General features: G+C 36.8%; 19 protein-coding genes. 6 read left to right on the top strand and 13 right to left on the bottom strand.

Annotated elements, in window-relative coordinates:
• Window positions 1–1,185 precede the first annotated feature (1,185 nt).
• A complete protein-coding gene (moaA, locus tag BC008_RS39215) occupies window positions 1,186–2,175 on the top strand; it encodes a GTP 3',8-cyclase MoaA (protein ID WP_027841709.1) in 990 nt (329 codons plus the stop codon).
• Between the two features lie 71 nt (window positions 2,176–2,246).
• On the opposite strand, the gene rpsD is transcribed toward moaA, so the two are convergent.
• Window positions 2,247–2,855 carry a 30S ribosomal protein S4 gene (rpsD, locus tag BC008_RS39210; protein WP_027841708.1) on the bottom strand — a complete coding sequence of 203 codons (609 nt, stop codon included), beginning with the start codon at window positions 2,853–2,855 and terminating at the stop codon, window positions 2,247–2,249.
• A gap of 382 nt (window positions 2,856–3,237) precedes the next feature.
• Between rpsD and BC008_RS39205 the strand changes: the two genes are divergently transcribed.
• Both BC008_RS39205 and BC008_RS39200 read left to right on the top strand, forming a co-directional pair.
• A complete protein-coding gene (locus BC008_RS39205; protein WP_235596008.1) occupies window positions 3,238–3,840 on the top strand; it encodes a hypothetical protein in 603 nt (200 codons plus the stop codon).
• 393 nt (window positions 3,841–4,233) lie between these two features.
• Window positions 4,234–5,310, top strand: a complete 1,077-nt coding sequence (locus BC008_RS39200; protein ID WP_027841707.1) for an RRXRR domain-containing protein — start codon at window positions 4,234–4,236, stop codon at window positions 5,308–5,310.
• A gap of 898 nt (window positions 5,311–6,208) precedes the next feature.
• On the opposite strand, the gene hetR is transcribed toward BC008_RS39200, so the two are convergent.
• From hetR to BC008_RS39170, 6 genes are all read right to left on the bottom strand, one after another.
• Window positions 6,209–7,108 carry a heterocyst differentiation master regulator HetR gene (gene hetR / locus BC008_RS39195; RefSeq protein ID WP_027841706.1) on the bottom strand — a complete coding sequence of 300 codons (900 nt, stop codon included), beginning with the start codon at window positions 7,106–7,108 and terminating at the stop codon, window positions 6,209–6,211.
• 926 nt (window positions 7,109–8,034) lie between these two features.
• Entirely contained in the window at window positions 8,035–8,373 is a 339-nt protein-coding gene (locus BC008_RS39190; RefSeq protein WP_027841705.1) for a hypothetical protein, read from the bottom strand.
• A 109-nt stretch (window positions 8,374–8,482) separates the two neighbouring features.
• Entirely contained in the window at window positions 8,483–8,869 is a 387-nt protein-coding gene (locus BC008_RS39185; RefSeq protein ID WP_027841704.1) for a nuclear transport factor 2 family protein, read from the bottom strand.
• Window positions 8,870–9,045: 176 nt separating this feature from the next.
• Window positions 9,046–9,408 carry a Lin0512 family protein gene (locus BC008_RS39180; RefSeq protein ID WP_027841703.1) on the bottom strand — a complete coding sequence of 121 codons (363 nt, stop codon included), beginning with the start codon at window positions 9,406–9,408 and terminating at the stop codon, window positions 9,046–9,048.
• Between the two features lie 121 nt (window positions 9,409–9,529).
• Complete coding sequence (locus BC008_RS39175; RefSeq protein ID WP_072207811.1) at window positions 9,530–9,748, bottom strand: hypothetical protein; 219 nt, start codon at window positions 9,746–9,748, stop codon at window positions 9,530–9,532.
• A gap of 269 nt (window positions 9,749–10,017) precedes the next feature.
• Complete coding sequence (locus BC008_RS39170; RefSeq protein WP_027841702.1) at window positions 10,018–10,620, bottom strand: DUF1802 family protein; 603 nt, start codon at window positions 10,618–10,620, stop codon at window positions 10,018–10,020.
• A 1,232-nt stretch (window positions 10,621–11,852) separates the two neighbouring features.
• Between BC008_RS39170 and BC008_RS39165 the strand changes: the two genes are divergently transcribed.
• Entirely contained in the window at window positions 11,853–12,578 is a 726-nt protein-coding gene (locus BC008_RS39165; protein WP_058184574.1) for a hypothetical protein, read from the top strand.
• 131 nt (window positions 12,579–12,709) lie between these two features.
• Here BC008_RS39165 and BC008_RS39160 read toward each other — a convergent pair whose 3' ends face one another.
• From BC008_RS39160 to BC008_RS39140, 5 genes are all read right to left on the bottom strand, one after another.
• Window positions 12,710–13,411, bottom strand: coding sequence for a glutathione S-transferase N-terminal domain-containing protein (locus BC008_RS39160; protein ID WP_027841700.1), 702 nt, complete (start codon window positions 13,409–13,411; stop codon window positions 12,710–12,712).
• 202 nt (window positions 13,412–13,613) lie between these two features.
• On the bottom strand, window positions 13,614–13,841 hold the full coding sequence (locus tag BC008_RS39155) for a DUF167 domain-containing protein (protein ID WP_027841699.1): 228 nt from the start codon (window positions 13,839–13,841) through the stop codon (window positions 13,614–13,616).
• Between the two features lie 131 nt (window positions 13,842–13,972).
• Window positions 13,973–15,148 carry a M20 family metallopeptidase gene (locus tag BC008_RS39150; protein WP_027841698.1) on the bottom strand — a complete coding sequence of 392 codons (1,176 nt, stop codon included), beginning with the start codon at window positions 15,146–15,148 and terminating at the stop codon, window positions 13,973–13,975.
• Window positions 15,149–15,321: 173 nt separating this feature from the next.
• The gene (locus tag BC008_RS39145) at window positions 15,322–15,876 is read right to left on the bottom strand and encodes a pentapeptide repeat-containing protein (RefSeq protein WP_027841697.1); all 555 of its coding nucleotides are present in this window, start codon (window positions 15,874–15,876) and stop codon (window positions 15,322–15,324) included.
• Window positions 15,877–16,491: 615 nt separating this feature from the next.
• Window positions 16,492–18,345 carry a serine/threonine protein kinase gene (locus tag BC008_RS39140; RefSeq protein ID WP_027841696.1) on the bottom strand — a complete coding sequence of 618 codons (1,854 nt, stop codon included), beginning with the start codon at window positions 18,343–18,345 and terminating at the stop codon, window positions 16,492–16,494.
• Between the two features lie 26 nt (window positions 18,346–18,371).
• Here BC008_RS39140 and BC008_RS52370 point away from each other — a divergent pair, with 26 nt between their 5' ends.
• Complete coding sequence (locus tag BC008_RS52370) at window positions 18,372–18,494, top strand: hypothetical protein (protein ID WP_268768283.1); 123 nt, start codon at window positions 18,372–18,374, stop codon at window positions 18,492–18,494.
• Window positions 18,495–18,660: 166 nt separating this feature from the next.
• Here BC008_RS52370 and BC008_RS39135 read toward each other — a convergent pair whose 3' ends face one another.
• Window positions 18,661–20,268: a peptide ligase PGM1-related protein gene (locus BC008_RS39135; protein ID WP_027841695.1), complete on the bottom strand. Its 1,608-nt coding sequence runs from the start codon at window positions 20,266–20,268 to the stop codon at window positions 18,661–18,663.
• A gap of 286 nt (window positions 20,269–20,554) precedes the next feature.
• Between BC008_RS39135 and BC008_RS39130 the strand changes: the two genes are divergently transcribed.
• Window positions 20,555–22,102: a S41 family peptidase gene (locus tag BC008_RS39130; protein ID WP_027841694.1), complete on the top strand. Its 1,548-nt coding sequence runs from the start codon at window positions 20,555–20,557 to the stop codon at window positions 22,100–22,102.
• Window positions 22,103–22,210: the final 108 nt, after the last annotated feature.

The following is a 22,210-nucleotide window of genomic DNA, read 5'->3' as shown; positions in this document are numbered from 1 at the left end:
TTTCGAAATAAAATTTTCAAAATAAAACTTGCAAAATAAAACTTTCAACTAAATATCATTCCTAAGAGAGTTGCTTTTTCTTATTTGTTATTAAATAACAAAATACAGTACTATATTTTATTTTTTACACTAAATAAGTCAGCTTACTGTATAGTTTAATATTAAAATCTTAAAATTATACATATATTCCCACAAGCAAAGTAGATTTTTAACAGTACAACAAGAAGCTAAATTTTAAGATAATGTTTTTACAGGGGTAGATAAAGTTTTAAAACATGGGATCAAACTTTACAAACAAGGAAAGGCATAATCTCTAAAAAAGAGGAAAATCAAATTAGAATAAGACCTTATAATTTGCTAAAAAGATAAATCATAAAGATTATCAAGCAGCATTATTTTTAATGATTGGTCGTATCCATTATGATTTAGGATAAAACCAAAAAGTACTTAATTATTACAATCAAGTATTACTACTAAGCTGTGAGTTTGGGGATAAGCTTGGAGAAGCAAGTACTTTGGGTAATATTGGTCTTGTCTATGTTTTGGAATAAAGCAAAAATTACTCAAATACTACAACTACTTTTAAGAAAATTCCGTGTAGTAGGCGGTAAGGTTAGGGAAGCTTGAATGCTAACACTGTTGCAAGTTAGTTGGGACAAAATACTTGGCAATCGTCGTAGATGGTATATTAATATTCCTTTTGCAGTATTAATCCATCCCTATTAATCCAGTCAATGGGAAATATGGAAATACCTGATTGTTGCTCTTTATTCTGGTGATAAGTTTACAAGCAACAATAGATTAATTAAAAGAGCAGTCAAATTTAAAGTGTCCCATCTGGATGAATTTTTAGCTAGAAATTAACTTTAATTACAGCAATAAAATTTACTAGTTCTAAAGATGTATAAATTGTAAATAAAAATCATTCATTTTTTATCGTCAACTACCAAAAGTCAAGGTTTTGCTGTTAATAATCAAAATAAAATGGGACCAAATTTACTTTCAATTATAAATATTTTCTATACAAAGAATTTTTGGTGATTTTTTTTGTATCAAGCAAAAAACTTTATTTTAGAAAGAATCTCAGGTCTGATTTGTGAATGAAAAAACATTGGTATACCTGTATTTATTGGGTTGAACAACAATCACTCAATCCAATTAAATAAAAAATCAAAATAATAAGCCATGAATCAGGTAGATTATCTCAGGATTAGTTTAATCGATCGTTGCAATTTTCGTTGTCAGTATTGTATGCCAGAGGGTGAAGAATTAAACTATATCCTCAGGCAAGAATTTCTCACAGATACAGAATTATTAGCCCTGCTTGAAGAAGTTTTTATTCCTCTTGGTTTTACTCGGTTTCGTCTAACTGGCGGCGAACCTTTATTACGCCCTGGAGTCGTTAGGTTGGTCAAAGAAATTGCATCCCTTAGACAAACGAAAGACCTTTCAATGACAACTAATGGTTTTTTGTTAGCACCAATTGCACAAGAGCTTTATGAAGCTGGGTTGCGTAGAATTAATATCAGCTTAGATTCTTTAGAACCAGATACTTTTAAAGCAATTACTGGTCGCCAAGGTCGGCAAAGTTGGGAAAAAGTTTGGAATGGGCTGCAAGTTGCCTATAAAGTTGGTTTCAATCCGTTAAAAATCAATGTGGTGGTAATCCCAGGCGTCAACGACAGTGAAGTTTTAGATTTAGCCGCACTTACTATAGATAAACAATGGCATGTACGCTTTATCGAATTCATGCCCATTGGCAATAGTTTATTATTTTCCGATAGGGGCTGGATCGCATCTGAGGAGTTACGTGACAGGATCCGGCGAAAATGGGGATTAACAGAATCTCAGGTTATTGGAAATGGACCTGCAGATGTGTTTAAAATTCCAGGAGCAAAGGGAACCTTGGGATTTATTAGCCAAATGTCTGAATGCTTTTGTGACCGGTGCAATAGAATGCGCCTGAGTGCAGATGGTTGGCTGCGCCCTTGTTTGTTAAATGAGGCTGGTCAACTGGATCTAAAAACGGATCTACGCAATGGCGTGAGTCCAGCAAAACTACGAGAGCAAGTAAGAAAACTGTTATTAATAAAGCCAGAAATTAACTTTAAGCAGCGCGACAATGGTAATCAGACAGGAGTCTACAATCGTACCATGTCACAAATTGGTGGTTAAGAAAAAGTGACAAGTCAGTTGTCAGTTTTATTAACTGACTGACTACTGACCATTGACCACCAACGATTTTTTTAAGCTTTCCGTGAGTAGTATTCCACCACCAGCAGTTCGTTGATATTAAGTGCCACCCATTCACGTTCGCATAGACCGTTAACCTTACCAGTCATAGTATTTTTATCAAATTCCAGATGACTGGGAAGATTAGCCAAGCCCGGATATTGTAAATTGGTTTCTACCATCTTGCGTGACCTGTCATTATTCCTGACAGTAATAACTTCTCCAGGACGACATTGGTAGCTAGCAATATTGACTTCTTTACCATTAATCAAAATATGACCGTGATTTACCAACTGACGTGCAGCCGGGATTGTTGGAGCCATACCTAAACGGAAAATGGTATTATCCAAACGCATTTCTAACAATTGCAGTAGTACCTGTCCGGTAGAACCTGTTACGCGTCTGGCTTTACGCACATAACGCAGCAATTGCTTTTCTGTGAGACCGTAGTTATAGCGAAGTTTCTGCTTTTCTTCCAAACGAATAGCGTACTCGGAGCGCTTTTTACGATTCTGACCGTGTTGACCGGGAGGATAAGCGCGTCTAGCACTTTTGCGAGTCAATCCTGGCAATTCTCCCAGGCGGCGTGTAATTCTTAGACGTGGTCCTCTATATCGGGACATGAGTTTCCTTAACTATATTCCTCTTTAAATTTTACTCAGACATACCATTGTGACATTCCTTGGCTAAAAATGCGAGAATTTTTTAGTCAATTTTGTCAATATCTTAATTTGCCTGAGAGCATGGGTGAATTATCTAGCGTCTCATAACAATAAATTGTATTTACAGCATTAAGCACATAGGTTAGGAAATTATATTTTGCGAAGAAGGGACCAGGGAAGAGGGAACAGGAAATGTTCTGACCTCAAGCCACAGCCCTATATTTCCTGAGGTTATATAATTAAAAGCTTTTAACGGAAAGAAATATAATTCACATTAATCAAGCTTTCTAGAAGGAGATTAATATGATGAAATAGCAATAATTATGGTGTTTGGAGATATTTAATGCTATTCAAATCAAACAACAGGCATATTTTGAATTCACGTTCTGAGTATAAGAACACTGGAGAACAGCAAAAATATAACTTCAATGATATAGGTACTGGAATGCTTCTACATAAATTAATGAAAATCGCTGTACCAGTATTATCAGTTGCTGGTGTTGTAGTAATTTCTTTTCCAAGTCCGGCAGATGCTGTTTTTAGCAGACAAACAAATGGTTACCGAGTATGTGCGGGAAGATTAGTAAATAGTAATGTTAGTCCGGAAGCCGCGTCAAAAGCTTGCGCTAGAGCACTTTATCCACAAAGATTATCCACATGTCTGACGAAAATTGTTAAACAGACTCAGTTGGAAGCTAAAGATGCGCTAGCATCTTGTGAAAAAGCACGACGTCCTGAGGAATTAGCAAGTTGTGTAGTCGGTATAAGTAGAAACAGTAAAGAATCTGTTGACCCAGAAGTTTTAAATTTTTGCGATCGCAGTCTCTTACCAATACGTTTTGCTCAGTGTGTAGTTGGTTTAAGAAGCGAAATCGATCTTGTTCCTACCCAAGCCATGGAAACCTGTATTGATGCAAGCGATCCTATAACTAATATTTCGCCTTGATATGGCAAAAATTTAAGCTCGAAATACAATTTGCAACCTATCCACTATTTATCAAAATGGATAGGTTATTTATCAAAATGGATAGGTTTTTGCTAAGGGAAATAGTATTAAATACAAGAATTTATAGCCATAGATAATGGTAAAGGCTAATTAACAGTCTGCAATAGGTTCAAGGGTCAATAACTCAGGGCTAAAGCCGCTGAGCTTGTAAGAAACAGTTCTTACTGAGAATTGACTAGGTTATAAGCCGTTCCGTTAACTGCTACGAACTTACCGATGCTTCCCCAGTCTGTATTATCTTCAAGTCTAATTGTTTAGACGTTGCGTCAGGGCAAGACATGTTGTTAACGGTAGCCGAGGGGACTAATAACTTTACTCTTGAGGATTATATCCATGTTAAGAGTTCCAGTGATCGATAAAAATGGTAGGGCTTTGATGCCAACAAAACCCAGCAGGGCTCGACGTTGGCTAAAAGAAGGTAGAGCCAAGGTGTACAAAAACGATTTACAGGTATTTGCAATTCAATTGACTTTTGAGCCAAGTGACCGTAAAGAACAACGTATCGCAGTTGGAATTGATCCAGGGAAACACTTTACGGGCATTGCGGTACAGTCAGCCAAATTTACCTTGTGGTTAGGACATTTGTATTTACCATTCCAGAAAGTCAAAGTATTGATGGAGCAACGAGGGATGATGCGTCGTACTCGCCGCAGTCGGAGAATTAACCGCAATTTACCGGTGCGCCAACGTGCTCACAGACAAAAAAGATTTGACAATCGTCGTCAAAATAAAATCCCCCCTTCAATCAGAGCTAATCGTGACCTAGAGAAACGGGTGCTTGACGAACTAGAAAGATTATTTCCACTGTTATTTAATGTAGTAATTGAGCGAGTTAAAGCATACGGCAATAAAGGATTTAGTCCTGTAATGGTCGCTCAAGAATGGCAGTTAGACAGATTAAGTTTTGATTACGGGATTGAAACTATTGAGGGTTGGCAGACGGCACAAATACGACGTGAATTAGGTTTAATCAAACAAAAGGACTCCAAGTCTGACGCCGTAGTAGCTACCCATGCCGTAGATGGCATTGCCTTAGCTGCCAGTCAATTCATGAGTTATCAAGTTACCTCAGTTAATTCTAGAGGTTGGGTTGGCAGTGTTGATGTTACTGCTTGTCCATTAACTGTTATTCGTCGCCCTCCCGTCAGTCGCCGTCAGTTGCATTTATTGCAATTCAGCAAGGGTGGCAGCCGTCGCAAATATGGCGGAACTGTCACCAGGCACGGATTTAGAAAAGGCGATTACGTTGAGGCAAATCAAGGAAAGAAAATCGTTAGAGGTTGGGTGAGCGGTGACACCAAAACACAAATTTCTGTCAGCAATGCTGACTGGAAACGGCTTGGCCAGTTTTCTAGAAATAAAATTCAACTACTTAAACGCTCTAACGGCTTAATTGTCCAATGTGGTTAAAACCACCGGGGCGTTTCTTGCTCGGCGTTCCCTTGCAACTTGCGTTGTTGCGGGGTCCGTTCGCGTAGCGCGTCCAAGCGCTGTTCCTCTCAGCTATAAATAGGCTGAGTTTCCTTAGCGCAGCGTTCGGCTACGCCGCGTCTGTGCGTTAGCATAAACTACCGCGAGGTTTTTATGAAAATTTGCAGTCAGTGATGAATTCCCCAAGCAAATAATGATAATGAGGAGCTACACACCCGAGTCCTGAAACCCTACATGTACTTTACCCTTCATCCCTCAAGCCCTACAAGCATTTCACCCTACATCCCATTATTTTTTTGGAGCGGTATATTTTAAATGTACTTTTTTCCAAACCTAAATATTATTTTGGGTATAGGTTTTACAGCCCATACCCATTTGTTCGATATTGTAGGTATACACCCAAAGTAGGTAATTGATAAGTCTACGTCGTCAAAAATAAACTAGAATTATTCTTGTATTTTGGATTACTGTAATCCAAATCAAGGTGCAAATAGTTGAAATTAGATTTCCAAATAAAATTTGGATTGTAAAATAAATAATTTTAGATGCGGCCCCGACAAAGTATAAATTATTTAACAACTAACTTGCTAGGCAATTAGTTATATGGGCAATTTATTTGCTTCATTAATCTTTCAGAACATATCCACAGTAGATTCAAAAATCTCTACTTACTCATTTTGTTTAAACAAACTAAGTCTAGATTTGATTTTTCTGCAAATTAGAAACACTCCCTTTCCTGAAAGACTAAAACCTAAACTGAAATGCTTAATTTTTGCAGCCCTATAAAAATCAACCTAAAGATAGATTCTTAATCTCTTGATTAGTTGTTAAATCCTTTCTGCGAGGAAAAGATAAATATTACGTAGATTCAAGGCTTTTATTCGTCTTGTTCGCCAAATACCATTTGTAATACCATCGAGGTCTCACCTTCTTGATGATATTTATCTGCCCAAGCGCGAATAATTTCATCTAATTCTTCGTAAGCTTCTTGAAAGCGCCCTGATGGGATATTTAATGTCTCTAAAATTCTTTTGACATTAGGCTGTTTTTCTGACCAATCTCTCATCATGCGGAAAAATCGTGCAGTATCTTCTACCATGATGTATTTACGCTCTTCGTCATTAGCAGTTGCGTAATATGGACGAGTAAGTGCGTAGAAAGGCATGCCCCAAGGTGAGTCAATGCGGGAAACGGTTCCCGAATAAAGTAGACGACGTTTGATATGTTCTGCCAATGCTTCACTTAAAGGCATTTGGTTTTTTGGAGGAAAGTCTTCCTGAGACCTATTGTGGAGAAACTCGATGAGGTCAAGAAACTCAAATGAGGTAATTAGTTGAGCGTCAGGTAAATTTGATGGTAACTTCTGCTCTATCTGTTTTTTTTCTTCACTTGTTAAACTTGTGCCCGGAATACGAGAGCGTCCTGGTTGCCAAGGATATTTTTCCATCCAGACGTAAGGTAACTGAATCAGGTAGCGAGGTTCTTGAGAACCAAGCATTTTTAATAGTTTACCTTTGGTTAATGCTTGTCGTACTTCTTCAACAATGACTTTAACCCGCTTTGGCTCTAGATGGTGTAAATGACCAGTCATTCGCAGGTTTTCCCCTTGCTCCAGGTAGGTCATGTAAATAGCACATTTTGCCGCAGTTGCTGCTGCATCAAGAAAAGCCCCATGTCTGTGCCCGCTAGTTCGCATTGCACTAAATGCTAAGTAGAGCATGATCTGATCCATCGCGCTGGGGTCTAAGCGTTTAATCAGATCTACATCGTTAGTCATATTACAAACACTTTAATAATACGTTGATAAAGTTCTAAGTTTCAGTTGAGATCGGTAGTATACACCCAAGTTAATAAAATATCTCAAATATTAGATGATTTTTTTTGAGTTGTCGTTTTGACATCAGTAATTCAAGTATCACAATCAAGAGTGTATCAGTATTTTCTTGCATGTAGGTACAGGTAGGCAAGATAATAGCATATACTCAAAATTTCGTCTTTAGCTTTGCATCAGTGTAAATTAAGCTAAGAATGTAGCCACAATGGGTAGCTTTAAAATAGAGAATTAAAAGTTACAGCAGACATTAGATCTCTGCTTTGATTTTGTCGTGACAAGTAAGCAAGTTTACAAATTATGTAAGCGGCATCTAAAGTACAAACCAATTGTGTCACAGCCCAAGTACAACCCTAATTTTATTTTTTGTGTGAGAAATCTTAATTAACAAGTTTTACTTATTTAATCAGTAAATCAAAGTTAGGCTGCAAAACCCAAAACAGACTCTACATATTATGGTTTGGTAATGCCCGTTATTCTAGGTCGCAGTACTTAAACGATTCCTCTACAAATCAAAGTTAACCCTTTTCGCAAACAAGTAACTCAAATTCCTATTCATTGTTGTTAACAAAGTTATTTGATTAAAGTATACAGAATCGTAGCACTGGGCAACTTAAAATTACGTGCGAAATAATACATTGAATGGATATATGGCTGGGATCGTAATTATAACTCAGTGGTAGTTAAGATTTGATTAATTTAAATACCTAACTTAGTTTAAGCTGTACTTTGGAATGGTAAGTTAAGAATTACGATCGTAAAAGTCTGAAAAGTTTGTAGAGACGCTGTATTAAACGTCTCCACCAAATTTATGGAAAAAATTTGCTTTTACGACCTCAAGTTAACAATAGCTTGAAGTGAGTAAATCAATTTTAATCTTCATCAAGAGCAGGGAAAAATTCTTCGATTTCCCACAAATTATCTTTGTTTTCCAGAAACCAAACACGAGTTTCTAGATTCAGTTTGCTCCAAATATCCTCAACGGGTATGTGAGGAGAAGAGTACTGGTACTCTTTACCAAGATGTTTGAGATTTTCCGCAACTTCATAAGGAATGCCAAATTCTGACCAGTTGATCTCTCTAAACACCCCAGATACCCCCTTCCCTGGGTCATAAATTAATTGTGCTGCTCTAATTAAGTCCGCAAAGTGTACTAATTTAAGCTTACTCAAATCAGATACTGGAAGGGCATTTTCATTTTCTTGAGACATAGTTTTGACTGGAATTAGGTTAGTAAACGTCTTTCGGACTTACAACCAGAGACTTCCACATATGCCTAATTTTAGTTGAGTTAACAGTAATTGAGGGGATAAATATGCTTTAAGAACGTAATTGTGCCACCATTGCTGCAGGATCCCAGTAGGCTCGGGTTGTTTTAATTTTTCCGGAATCATTAAATTCAAATACAGTTATACCTTCAAAGATTACAGTTTTGTTAGTTTTGCTAATTCCTTGGATTTTCCACTTTACAGCAGCTTCATGACCGGCAATAAAAATATGTTCTGTGGTGGCTTCAAGGCTTGAAAATACAGCTTGTAGTTGTCCAATAAATTCCCGAAATCCCTCATGGACTTTAGCGGGTGGTTCGCCCACTGGATCGTGACTCACAGCATCTTCGGCAAAGTTTTCTACCCATCCCTGAGGATTCATCGCCGCCATATTCGCGTAGTAGGTGGCTATTACTTCTTCGATTGCTTCTGGCGACATGAATTTAACTTCCTTTCCCGAGCGACTAAAATTTGCAATATCAAGATGTTTATTGCAGTTTAAAATAAGGTAGCCCATGCGCAGAACCCTAGGATTCTTAATTCACATGGGCAGTAAGTTGTTTACCCTGGCTTAGCATTGTAACAGCAGTTTGTTGTTTCCTATTAACCCAGTTATTAATTCTCAATTAGGACTGTTACTGCTGCAACTGCAATCAACATTTCGTCATTCTTGTCTTTAAGAACGGGAATGGCTTTTCCTTCAACTACCATCCCACCAGATTCAAGTGTCAGAGTCTTCTTACCAAAAGGTAATACAGCTAAAACTTCTTCTTCTCTTACTTGTTCTGGATAAGGTACCGCGACTTGTACCTCCACTATCATCTCATTTGGATCGTTTAAACCAGCAACTTCCCAAACACCAGGTAAAGCATTATGAGCGATCGCATTTCTTACCGCCCTTGCTGCTGCGACTGTGGGTTCTTGTCCGTGTTGGTCAATTCCCATAGCCATTTCGATGATCAAACGTTTGCGTGGCACAGAAAAACCTATACCTGAATTTTAATATTTCAACTTATAGTTTATAGCTTAGGGGCACAAAGCCCACTCTTTCTGGGGGTAGGAGTTTCAAACAAGCCTGTGTGTGTAGAGCGACAGTGAATTATTTTTCTGGATTGCTTGGTAATAAAGTCCAACCAGCTTTCAATAGTTTTTGGTAAGTTGCAAAACCTTTAGAACCGCCAGGAATTTGGTAATCTGGCTCAATATATTTTCCAAAAGCTGTATATGGACGCCATGGTTCGTGAGATGCACAGCGCAAATGTAAAATTTTCTCACCATCCTGACCAGAACGAGATAACCAGCACATTTGTCCTTTCACAACAAACTCCCTTTTATTTATTTGGAGATGCACGAACTGACGTTAGTATTTATACTTTTAAGTGATATTTTTGCAAGTTTTAAATACCCGAATTAAATACTTGAAATTAGTTGCAATATAAAAAACCACAGACATTGTAGGCTTTACAATACAGATACGTAAGCAATTTTGCAAATAAGTTATTGTTAGGTACTTGCATGCATCCAATATAAACTGTGGTTAAAAATATTGCGTGTATCTATAAATACTTAACGCTAGATAATCCCGTACTATACGGATGGAGCATATAGTTTGTCACCAATTAAACTGCGAATTTTCTCAACTAATTGTGAGTAAATATAATCTCCTAATACTGGTGTTGAACGAGAAACATCAACATGTTCCGCTAAATCAATCCACGATTTACAACCCGCATATTGCCGACGATAGATAATTTCTTGGCTTTGGGGTAACTTATAAGTTCTTAGTAATAGAACATACAGTGGTTGTGATGGCTTCCACTTCAAGCGATCACAAATAAAGTATTTGTTCCAAATATGAAACGGTAGTAGCAAATTAACAATTGATTCATTATTAATTGGCAAAATGTCAGTAATAGAAGCCCAACTACTAATTCGAACCGTTTCTGGACGCCAACCAGGTGTTACAGGAGAGATGATATCGGCGTACTCAGATTTGAGCATAAATGCCTGTTGGTGCTCATAGGTCGGATATAGCAAAACTTCCTTTTGAGCAACATGGAAACTACCACCTCTTTCATGAATGCCTCCTTTACGAAGCAACATAATCGTTTTACCTGTTTCCAAGGCTTTAATAGCAACTGCCCATTCTTTTAGTGCATGAGAAGTTGTCTTCAAATCTTCCATAAGCATCTACTGTAACCCCGAAATTAATTTAACCCTAAGACTTATAGGCGACGAGACGATGAAACAATTCTGGGAAATCAATTAGTATCCAGGAAATCAGAAAAAGTACCAAAAAGCAACGCTGTAAACAATTAAACGTCGTAATTAGACGTTTCCTGACTAATCCTGGTAAGAAAATAACCAGTAAAAATTAATGAGTTGTAAAGTAAGATACTAACTCATTCAAAAACGTTCCTGTAATAGTTAAAACTGGTATTCCTACCATTGATACAGTTGAGGTCTAGAAAGACGAACATTTGAAATAAATTGTTGCCAACTGTTGATTAGATATCTACCTATAAGTGGAGTATGCCACAAAAGTCAATTAATACCTATCGCAAGAGAGATGAGAAAGATTTTTTCATGACTTTCACTTTTAATTCCATATTTAATTCCGCGATCCAACGACGCGAATGTAAACATTACAGTAATATTGATTCCGATCGCCTTGTAATCTCAGATCTAAATATTACTCCCTTTCCGCCGAGATGATTACCTATGAAAATTTATCCTTTTCTTCCCACACTTCCCCCTCTCACTCAATTAGGTAATTTTCCACCAAGGTGGGAGTAGCTTCCTCTTTATGTTCCTCAGTTCTACCAAGCTAACGCTCAAAAAATAACTATACGCAGCAAATATAACGAAATACTAGTCTTTGTTGAGAACTTTAAAGACTAATGAATTTAAGTAAAAAAGGCGAGACAGAACTAGCCACCAGTGATACCTTAAAAATATAAAGACACCAAGCAAAGCGCAATAACAATTTACAGGGTTGTTGACAAGGTGTCATCGGTCCCCAGCCCAAGTAAGCTCCAGTATACATATTGAGGTGGCAAAGTCAGTGCTACAAAATGACACAGCCAGATCCCTATGCGGAAAAACAAAAGTACGTGGAGTTTGCAAGTAATAGAGTAAACCTTAGTAATTTTTGACAGTTTCTTTAGATTAAAGTTAGTAGAAATTTGAACAAGAAGTACTTTCTGTAAGAACCCAGTCTCCCTAAGACTGGGTTTTGCTATTGCAATACATGTCAGAATATTGTATTAAAATACACGGATTTTTTACTTGTGGTCGGTATTCTCCATTTTAGTCCTTACACCATCTACACTTATTGCTTTGTCCTGAGTAATACTGGTAGAGAAAGAAATCAGTAGGATAATGGAAAGTCTAATTTTATTGACTAAAAGGAGAATTTAATCGTGTATTTCCGCTATTTGCAATTTTTTTTTATATTTATTTTGGGAACATTATTAGCAGCATGTGATGAGCCTCAGGAAAAAAAAGTACAAAATGCAAATGATTTACCCTCTCAAGAACCAACCACAATTGTTTATGAGGATTTGGTTGTTAAAAACCAATCAGATTACCTATTAATTCCTGTGGGGATATCCCCAGATAAGAACGAACAAAGAGAAGGTTTATTTAGTCGTAAATCAAATAAAAGCACAAATTTCTATAATATAATTTTTTATAATAAAAAAACTGGAGAAACTAGTCTTTTATTAAATAAGCAAGCAATTATTAAATCTTTTAATTTTTTAGAAATTGATGTGCCACCAATAGCAGAACAGGCAAAAAAAACATCGAAAAATGTTTGGTTATACCGAATGATTACAACTGATACCAATCAAGATGGGAAATTAGATGATTTAGATGCAATCATTGGATATATTTCTGATTTTGCAGGGAAAAATTTACTTCAGATTACCCCACCAAATACTCAGTTAGTAAACTGGTCTGTTTTACCAGAACAAGGAGAGGTTTTAATTAAGCTTATAAATGATTCAGATAAAGACTTAAAGTTTACGGACAAAGATAAAATAAATTTTATCAAAGTCGATCTTAATAAACCCAAGATAGGTACTAATTTTATAAATAATGAACTAGAACAGAAAATTAAATCTTATTCACAGCAGGAAGAATAAATGACATATGTATGCATTTTGCAGATTCTATAAGTACTTTAGAGTAACTGTAGTAATTCATTACAGTTTTTTTATTAATTTCCATTCATTTAGTTATCTATTCCCCTGTAAGCAAGATATTATGCTTGAATCTATAGATTATCACTGGCTTTAATAGCATTGTAAGCATATCCATCAAAGGAATTTAGTAAGCGTTCGCGCCAAATATAAATTGAATCATCTCGTTCGAGTATCTTAGTAGAAGATATGCTTGCTATCCACATGAAACTAGCAAAAATAATATAGTCAGCAAAATTTGCTTCATCTCCACCAAGATAGGGTTGAAATTTCAGAGTTTTCCGTAACGGTTGGAGTGCTTGGTTTAAAGCTTGAACAGAATCACGATTTGGTTGAGCAAATTCTTCGAGAGTTTTTCCCAGTTTTGCTTCACGAGACTTGCGGAAATAATCTTTATCTTTCTCGTGCAGTTTTTCAAAAACATCAAGAACGACAATCTTAAATATTATTGGATCGATTTGTGTCTCACACCAAAATTTAATAAATAATGCTTCTGACTCAGCAAATTTTCCTCCAAATAAACTTGGTTGTTGGGAATAATTACTTTCCAAGTAACAAGCAATATCCCAACTATCAACTATAGTTTTATTGTCATCGACTAATACTGGAACTGCTATTTGTTTAGAGAAAGCTATAACTTCTTTTTCTACATAGCGCCAAGGAATTCCTTCAAATTCCAATCCTTTATGCTTTAATGCCATTTTTACCCGCCAGCAGTAAGGGCTAAACCGAATATTATCTTCTGCTCCTGCTAAGTCATACAGCTTCAGAACCATCTCTCCCTCACCCGTAATATTCTCTGGCAATATATATTCTCTAAAAAGAAATTTTATTCTGCTTTCTAATAATATTTTTGGTCTCTATAAATAACTTAATTTATTAATTAAGTATTAAATTAATTAAACAGTAATTTTATTAAGCACCTTGGTTATAATAGATGAAATTCAAATCAATTAAAAATACTCTAAGCAATACTTCTTAAGTATCTACATGAATTTCAATTAATTTGTGCCGAGATGATGCACCAGACTTAATGGTGACATTGGACTTGGGAATATTAAACTTTTTCGCCAATATCTTAATTAATTCTTGATTGGCTTTACCATCTACTGGTGGTGATTTGAGATGAACTGTCAAACTACCATCTAATTCTTCTATGATTTTTTGCTGTTTAGAATTTAGTTTGGCTTTTACTCTTTTTTGCATTGGAAATTATGTTGGTGTGTATGGCTAAATTTACAGGATGCAGTATTAGGCATTCTGGAACAACACACCAAATATCTAGACTAATAATGATTCATAAATTTATGTTGATTCATTAATCGATCTAAAAGATTTTACTCCCAATATTTGTAAGCAGTATATGCTAAGGTTACAACTCCAGTAATAATCGCCGATTCATCAACTTCAAATTGGGGGTGATGTAAAGGATGATTGATTTCTCGATCTTTAAACCCCACACCCAAACGAAACATTGAACCTGGAGCATGTTGTAAATAAACAGAGAAGTCTTCTGCACCTAAGGAAGGTTCTGGTAAAACTTGAATGCGATCGCTTCCCCAAGCCTCTTCACCTGCAGATTGTAATATTTGAGTTATGTCATAGTCGTTTTGAACGCTGGGTACGCCTTGGCGATAATCAACTTGATATTTTGCACCGTAGGCTTGACAAACATTACCGACAATTTCTTCGATCCATTTGGGAAGTTGTTGGCGAGTTTCTGGATGCAGCGATCGCACAGTTCCCACCAAAGTAACTTGATCGGCAATAATGTTTGGTGCTTTACCACCATTAATTTGTCCGATACTTAATACCACCGGACGTAAAGGATTTTGGGTGCGGCTAATTGCTTGTTGTAAAGTTGTAATGACTTGAGAAGCAATCCAAATTGCATCTATTGCTTCATGGGGACGAGCACCGTGACCAGATTCACCAAGAATAACTATCTCTAGTTCATCTGCAGCAGCAGTTAAAGCACCATAACGTAATCCAATGGAACCACCAGCAATTGAAGGAAAAACATGGACTCCCAAAATTGCAGAAACATCATTCATTGCTCCATCTTGTACCATCCAGTTAGCACCTTGGGCAATTTCTTCTGCTGGCTGAAATAAAAACCGGATATTCCCTGATAAATGTTGGGTCATTTCAGCAAGTATCATGGCTGTTCCCAAGCCAACGGTTGTATGTACGTCATGACCGCAAGCGTGCATTATACCTTCGTTACGGGAAGCAAAATCCAAACCAGTGCGTTCTTGAATAGGTAAAGCATCCATATCCGTACGAATCGCCAAAGTTCGTTTGGAATTACCGTTACCTTCTAACTCCCCAATCACACCTGTTTTACCGACACCTTCTTCGACATGTAGACCAGTAGAAGACAAAACACCAGCAACAAAAGCAGCCGTTTGATACTCTTGACCGCTCAATTCAGGATGTGAGTGGATATGGCGGCGAATTTCAAGCAAACGGGGTGATATTTTTGTTGCGATGTCTTTAATTCGGCTAAGCATGTAATTAACTAAGGTAGATTTTTTCCATGATAGATTTAGCTTTACATTTTATATTCAACTTAAGATTCAATTGTTGCTTTGCGTACATTTGATATTTAATAATTAACAGTTAACTGTCCGATGCAATCGCCAAATTATTCCTTAGAGGCAAAACAGTCAACTGTTAATGCTTATTAGTTTGTGTTTTCTTTTTTGTTTTTCCGAGATTTATTTAATTCTTCCAACTCTTCCTGTAGAGCCCATGCATAGGGTTTGTCGGAAGTGACTAATCCTGTAGGCATAGTTGTTAGACGAAAATGTGCCCCTCTAAAGTTAGTCAGGAGAAAGTTCGCACCTTGAAAGTTTGCACCTTCTAAATTAGCTCCTAGCAAACCAGCAAATCTTAAATCTGTATTTTGTAAGGATGCTGATTTGAGAACTGCACCAGTCAAAGAAGCATTGCTAAGATCTGCTCCATCTAATATTGCTCCGTCCAATATTGCTCCTGTTAAATCTGCACCTCCTAAATTCGTTCCAGATAAATTAGCACCCATAAGATTTGCATCGCGCAAATTTGCTCCATTTAGATCTTGCTGTGTTAAGTCCGCTCCAGATAGATCGCAACGAGGACAAGTATTAGAAGCTTTTAGCTGTTCCACATCCTGTGGATTAAGTGCTATTGCTTTGTGTCCTAACCCAAATATACAAGCCAAACTTAAGAGTCCAATACCAAATTTTTTTTGTTTCATCTTTAATTTATGTCAAGCAGTTTTATGTCAAATAATGAAAACTTACATAAGCTTTTACAGCCATACCTAAAATATACGACCACCCAAGCAAATGACAGTAATGAAGTCAGTATGAAGAAGTAATGAAAAATTGGCAAACTACAGGTTGAGTTGGCATTACACTATAGACACAATATCTAAACTAATACTATGGTTATTTGTTTACGCTACAATCACTTATAGTAGGATCGCCGGTCAAATGAAGTAGATATAAACTAGGTGTTAAATTAAGATAAATTATCGCATCTAATGTAGTCAAAGTTCGAATAAGTATCCTACAATAAGAACATCAACAGATATACCGAAACTCTATAGTCAACTAAATATCTAATCCCCCTGGGCCTCATATAAGCAAAGGCTAGGGGGATTTAATATTTAATTAGAATTTATAAAAATTTTAGATATCAAAAGTAGTTGTGAAAACAATAATTTAAGACTAGTAAGTTATCTTAAAATAAAGTAAAAAATACCAATTTTTAGTTATTATCGAGCCTTGTTTTTGAAAATCAAATAACTGCTTATTGTGAATGAGCACACAACATAAACTATTTGTTAAATCTAGATAAATAATTAAGACTAAGAATGCCACCCCAAAAGGCGCAATCCTGGCAAGATTATATAATAAGTTATTCCTAAAAATAAACTTGATAAAATACCTACTAAAACAAAAAATACTAGAGGTACTAATAGCTCAAACCATTGAGGAATTGGATTAAATTGAAATAAATCGCTGGGGAAAGAGCCAAATTGGAGCAAAACAGCAATTGGAACGGATGTACCAAACGCTGTAGTAATTGCATAAATTACATGATGACTGCGAAATCCCAAACCAAAAGCGAGAAGGGGAACTGCAACTAGAATAAATCCAATTAATCCCTCAGCACTATTAGCAGGAGTAACCACCTGTAAAGTCATCCAACCTAAACTATAACCAATTAGACCAGTTAAAGCTGACAGAAAGTAACGCCTTCGCTGACCAAAACATCCTGCTGTTGTTAGCCCCCAAGCTGTTCCCAGACCAGTTATAGCAAATAAAATCATTGTTGCACCATTTATTGTCTCCGAATCGGAAGTAATATACGGCAATCCAAAAGATATAAATTCTGCAAATCTTAATCCCCAAATAGTTCGGTATGCCAGGATAAATCCAGCAGTTGTACCGAGTAAAGCACCTATTGCTGTTAAACACATAGACCAAACTGTATTTAAGCAAGCTTTCAAAAAGTTGAGAATGAATTTGAAAGTAGAAGTAGTAGTTTGGTTGACAATCGTAGTTGTGTTAGTCCAAATGGTGTTAAATTTCTCTTCAATTCTAGAGATTAATTCACTGTATTTGGGTGGTAAAGTAACAGGAATGTTGAAATTAACAGGAATTTTGGGATTTGATATCTTAGGATTAACCTTAGGGTTAGAAATAGGTTGATTATTAACGTTAGTAGTAGCGTTGCTTTGATTTTGGGAACTGGGGATAGAGTTGAGAGATAACTGAAAAATCTTTGCCAAGCGTTTTTTGATTATTGCAACACTTCTCGGACGCGATCGCACATCTTCATCCGTCATCTCATCTAATAAGTCTGCTAGATAAGGATTAACATCAACTAAGTTACGCCACTTTAACTTATGTTTTACTGGGTCTTCAAGTTTTTGGGGACTTTTTGCAGTGAGTAACTCAATCATTGTTCGACCCAAAGCATAAAAATCAGCAGCAGGTTCAACATTACCACCAACTATTTGTTCTGGGGGACTATAACCTGAGGAAAATAACCTGGTAGAGTGTGGTTGAGCAGATGAGGAGTTTTCAAATTGTTTGACCCCACCAAAATCAATCAGTACCAATTGAGAACCCAAAGCATATTTACCCACCACAGGAGAAGGTGAAGGGTTTCGCAGCATTAAGTTAGAAGGTTTAATATCGCGATGAATAATTTTACGTTGGTGTAAGTGTCCTAAAATTTCTATGGCTTGGGTTAACCAATCTAAGACTAAATCTGGAGGACAACCATTGGGATATTGTTGCTTTACATTTTCAAGAGTTTGACCCTCAATTTTTTCCATAACTAAGCAAGGTAAATTTTGTGGTCCTTTACTACCAGTCCAGTTTCTGTGAAAATAACCACTCCGCTCTACTTTGGGAACGCCAGGATGACGCAAGCTGATTAAAACGGAAGCTTCTTGAGCAAACAATTCCCGTGCTTTGGGAGAATCTTCAATTAATACTTTTAATACTTTTTCTGTTTGGGTTTCTCTATCCCATACTGTATAAATTTGTGCAAATCCTCCGGACCCCAAACGTCCGAGGGGTATAAAGCGATTTAAAAGTTGTAAGGGCGCGCCACAACTGCTACAAAAGCGATCTCCCCAAATTTGCGGATAAGGGCGGGGACACTCAGGATTTACGCAGTGAATTGTACTTTTGTTAGTGTTGGGCACAACCGTAAACCAGAATATTTTCTGAATTGATTGTACACATTAATTCAGTTATCAGAAATCAGGAGTCAGAAGTCAGAAGTCGTAGAGACGTAGCATGCTACGTCTCTACAGAAGTCAGGAGTCAGGAGTCAGAACAGACCGCACTCTAACGAGCGTTAACGCCTAGCGCAGCGTACCGGATGCGCAAGGTAGCGCAGCTATAGGTATTGTGGGGCGTCAGCACAGCAGAAATCAGAAGTCAGGGATTAAAAGTAATAAATTACTCATTACTTATTACTTATTACTTATTACTTATTACTTCTTCCCTGTTCTCCATCAAAAACTATATCCATTCCAACGGTGAGGAAAAGATGAAAATAATAAGTTTGAGTCAGATTCGCTATCGTAATTGCGGGTTTCTTCATCAAGAAATTTGATGACTTTGTTGTAAGTGTCTTCTGCTTGTTGGGAAGAATCACCAATACTTGTTAATCCTAATTTTCCAAACTGAGATAAACATCCCATTAAGTGAAATACCGTACCTGTTTCCGTACCGGTGTCAAAATGTAATCTATGATGGGCAATAATATCCATTAAATCGTTAGGCAAAAGTCCTTGATAACGGTCTTTTTGTAAGTTATCTGTGGCAATGTAATATTTTGGCTGTCCTTGTTGTGAATAAAATAAACCTGTAGAAAGGTCATAGCGACCGGTGGTTAATAATTTCAAGGTCATGAATGGATGGGTTGTTCCACCCTTGCGTAGATTAATTTCAATTGCTTGAATATCCCATTTTCCCCCATCTTGCTCCACAGCAATGACATCTAAACTATATCTTTCCAAAGCTCCTTTTTGGGCTAATTGTCTGCCAACTTTTAACCCCAAATCTTGCAAATGCAATCGATAAGCTTCATCTGCGGGAAAAGTACAACCAAGATATATTTGACCATCTGGACCACCTAAAATCTGGTCGTGAGTTGAAATAATCTCTACTTCTCCGGTGGGTGTAATTCTTCCTTGGACGCTGGGTGAACGCTTAATTTTTCCTTCAACAAAAGCTTCAACAATTGCTCCCATCTCAACAATTTTGCCGGAAAAATTTTCCCAGGTTTCTTGTGTGGCTTGAAAGCGTAATTCAGGGAAACTTTTACTTATGGCTGTAACTCTTTGAGGGTGAGAACTATTGGGAGGTGCAAAATCAATAATTGGTTTGAGATCTAGTAAAGCATTTCCTTCCCCAGAAAAACCTTCATTGAGTTTGATTACCATCCTTTTCAAATCTGGTTGACGTTCCCACAACTGAGCTGCAACTTTTGCTAAATCCTTTTTATTCCAAACTCGTTCGCTTCCATCGGGATGGGGAACTCCACTTTCAGCAAAAATTTGTCTGCTACCACTTTTTGTCCCCCAGATTTGTAAATCTGGTGCAGCAGCATATAAAGGTACCCCTAACTTCAATGATAAATCTGATTCTAAACTGGTGGCGTTGTAACAAATCATAAAGGATTTATCTAATCTCAAGGCTTGACCAATACGTTCGATTAAACGAGGACGCTCCAAAATTTTTTGAGTTAAGGGTTTAAGGGAAGCATCGTAGGTAGACAGTAATAACAAACGGTTGCGAGCATGGGAAAATGGAATTCCTGGCAGTAATTGCAAATAATAATCAATTATACTGGGATGCAAAGGTACTGATGTGACGTATATTAAGCGATTTCGAGGATTTCGCAGCCTAATCAATGAAAATAACAATCTCTCTTCATAATGCTCGCAACCTTCAACTTTTTTGAGTTCTCGCTGGTCTATGCTTAGGGAAGGTACAACCAAAATATCTGCATCGCTTTTATCAAATAGCTCGATTGTTCTCCAGCGTTCTCCCAGGTGAGATTGTAATTTACGAAATTGGTCTGCATTTTCAAAGTGATAATCGTCAAAGCTTTCCATATTAATTTCCCAGCTTCCCATCCTTTATGATGCCTTATTCTGTCATAACCCAATAAGGACGCAGATATTGATGATGTAACAGTTCTTTGAGTTATAGCAGCGGATATAGCGCTTAAATAAGTATATTTTTGCTTTTTAAGAGGATAGTGAAGAGTGTTGACTGATTTTTTCTCCATCGCGATCGCATTAATTAACAACAGGAATTTTTTTATCAGGTGTAAATTAATTGCGCCAAGGTCATGATAATGATACAAAATATGTTTTGTGAGGCATCAAACATCATAAAATGCCACAACTTATTTTTATGAAACACTTCAAGATATTCATATCACTTACACTATTTTTTATTAGTGCATCTTCTCCTGTAAACTCAAAAAAACCACCCAAATCTTGGGCGATGTTAGCTCGTAAAGACCTTACAGCCATTAAACTTATACTAGAGAAAAATCATCCCGGAGCTTTAGATACAGCTAATCCTAAGTTTATCGAGTGGTTAGAAAATGGTTATATCAAAGTATCTAACTTAGCAAAAAATAGCAGTAGTTTTGGGGGTTACTATTTTGCTTTGCGTCGATATACAGATGGTTTTAATGATAGCCACCTCAGTATCAAAATCCCTGAAGAATTTCAAAATGAAGATAATCAATGGCCAAATTTTGCCCTATTCTTACGTAATGAAAGGTTTGTAGTATCCGATTTATCAAGTCTGAACTTGAGTGATGTTGCAAATACAGAAATTCCTCGAGTTGGAGATGTACTAATAGGTTGTGATGGAAAGTCCGCAGAGGAAATTTTTTCTACTAATGTACTTCCATTTTATGGAATTGAAGGACTTGCAGACTCGAGGCGCGATCGCGCCCCTTTAATTCTGTTTGATGAAGGTAATCCTTATATTAAACGTCCAAACCAATGCATTTTTGAAAATAAATCGGGTCAATACAGTCTCAATCTCAACTGGCGAAGAATTTCTTTTGAGAAAAAGCAACAGATATTTCAACATATTCTCAAGCTTAAACGTCCAAAAATTGATTTTAGAAAAGTAAAACCAGGTTTTTTTTGGATTACTTTATCCAGCTTTGGAACGATGAGACTGTCTGAATCTGGCTTGGAAGTAGATCCCGAAGAAAGTAAACAATTGAATGGGGTGATAAAAACAGCTAAAGAAAATCGAGATGCTTTGCAAAAATCTAAGGTCATTGTGTTCGATATGCGCGGAAATACCGGCGGTAGTTCAATTTGGGGTAGTAAATTACTAGATGCTATCTGGGGTGAAGGATTTATTGAGCGGTTATCTGGCGCTAATGTTGAAGCTGTGGAATATCGAGCATCTCCCGGTAATATTGCATGGATGAAGAAGATTCAACCCAAGCTAGCAAAGATTTACGGGACAAATAGCGATACTATAAATCGCTACAAAGAAATAATTGCTGGGATGAAACAAGCTTTAGCTAAGGGTGAAAATTATTATCGGATAGCCGGTGAAGTAGTCAGTAATGAAAAAGCGATTCGTGCTGGAGAAATTACTCCAAAAATTTATTTATTGACTAATGGAGGTTGCTCAAGTACATGTCTTGATTTCGCCGATTTAGTTATGTCGATTCCCAAAGCAGAGTTAATTGGTACTGAAACTTCTGCAGATACAGAATATATCGAAAATCGTATCGCTCAATTACCAAGTCAAAAAGCCTGGTTATATTTTTCGATGAAGGTATATCGAGGTCGAGTTCGCGGTTCTAATCAACCTTATCTACCAACATATCGCTGGAATGGTAAAACTTGGGATACCAAGGAACTAGAGAATTGGGTTTTAAAATTATCGAGCGAAAATATTTGAAATCGCACCTAAAGATTGGAGAGAAATCATCAACTATTAAACTATTTTCTGTAAACTATTTCCTGCATCTACCCTACCTCATTTTTAGTTTTTATTAATTTCAATGAA

It is taken from the genome of Mastigocoleus testarum BC008, assembly GCF_001456025.1.
Classification (GTDB): domain Bacteria; phylum Cyanobacteriota; class Cyanobacteriia; order Cyanobacteriales; family Nostocaceae; genus Mastigocoleus; species Mastigocoleus testarum.
This window is presented reverse-complemented; position numbering and strand designations above follow the sequence as displayed.

Coding starts and splice junctions, on each gene's coding strand:
- moaA (WP_027841709.1), top strand. CDS start 1,186: ATGAATCAGGTAGATTATCTCAGGATTAGTTTAATCGATCGTTGCAAT.
- BC008_RS39150 (WP_027841698.1), bottom strand. CDS start 15,148: ATGCTTAGCCGAATTAAAGACATCGCAACAAAAATATCACCCCGTTTG.
- BC008_RS39130 (WP_027841694.1), top strand. CDS start 20,555: ATGCCACAACTTATTTTTATGAAACACTTCAAGATATTCATATCACTT.
- BC008_RS39145 (WP_027841697.1), bottom strand. CDS start 15,876: ATGAAACAAAAAAAATTTGGTATTGGACTCTTAAGTTTGGCTTGTATA.
- BC008_RS39205 (WP_235596008.1), top strand. CDS start 3,238: ATGCTATTCAAATCAAACAACAGGCATATTTTGAATTCACGTTCTGAG.
- BC008_RS39170 (WP_027841702.1), bottom strand. CDS start 10,620: ATGCTTATGGAAGATTTGAAGACAACTTCTCATGCACTAAAAGAATGG.
- BC008_RS39185 (WP_027841704.1), bottom strand. CDS start 8,869: ATGTCGCCAGAAGCAATCGAAGAAGTAATAGCCACCTACTACGCGAAT.
- hetR (WP_027841706.1), bottom strand. CDS start 7,108: ATGACTAACGATGTAGATCTGATTAAACGCTTAGACCCCAGCGCGATG.
- BC008_RS39190 (WP_027841705.1), bottom strand. CDS start 8,373: ATGTCTCAAGAAAATGAAAATGCCCTTCCAGTATCTGATTTGAGTAAG.
- rpsD (WP_027841708.1), bottom strand. CDS start 2,855: ATGTCCCGATATAGAGGACCACGTCTAAGAATTACACGCCGCCTGGGA.
- BC008_RS39200 (WP_027841707.1), top strand. CDS start 4,234: ATGTTAAGAGTTCCAGTGATCGATAAAAATGGTAGGGCTTTGATGCCA.
- BC008_RS39155 (WP_027841699.1), bottom strand. CDS start 13,841: ATGCAAAAAAGAGTAAAAGCCAAACTAAATTCTAAACAGCAAAAAATC.
- BC008_RS39160 (WP_027841700.1), bottom strand. CDS start 13,411: ATGGTTCTGAAGCTGTATGACTTAGCAGGAGCAGAAGATAATATTCGG.
- BC008_RS39135 (WP_027841695.1), bottom strand. CDS start 20,268: ATGGAAAGCTTTGACGATTATCACTTTGAAAATGCAGACCAATTTCGT.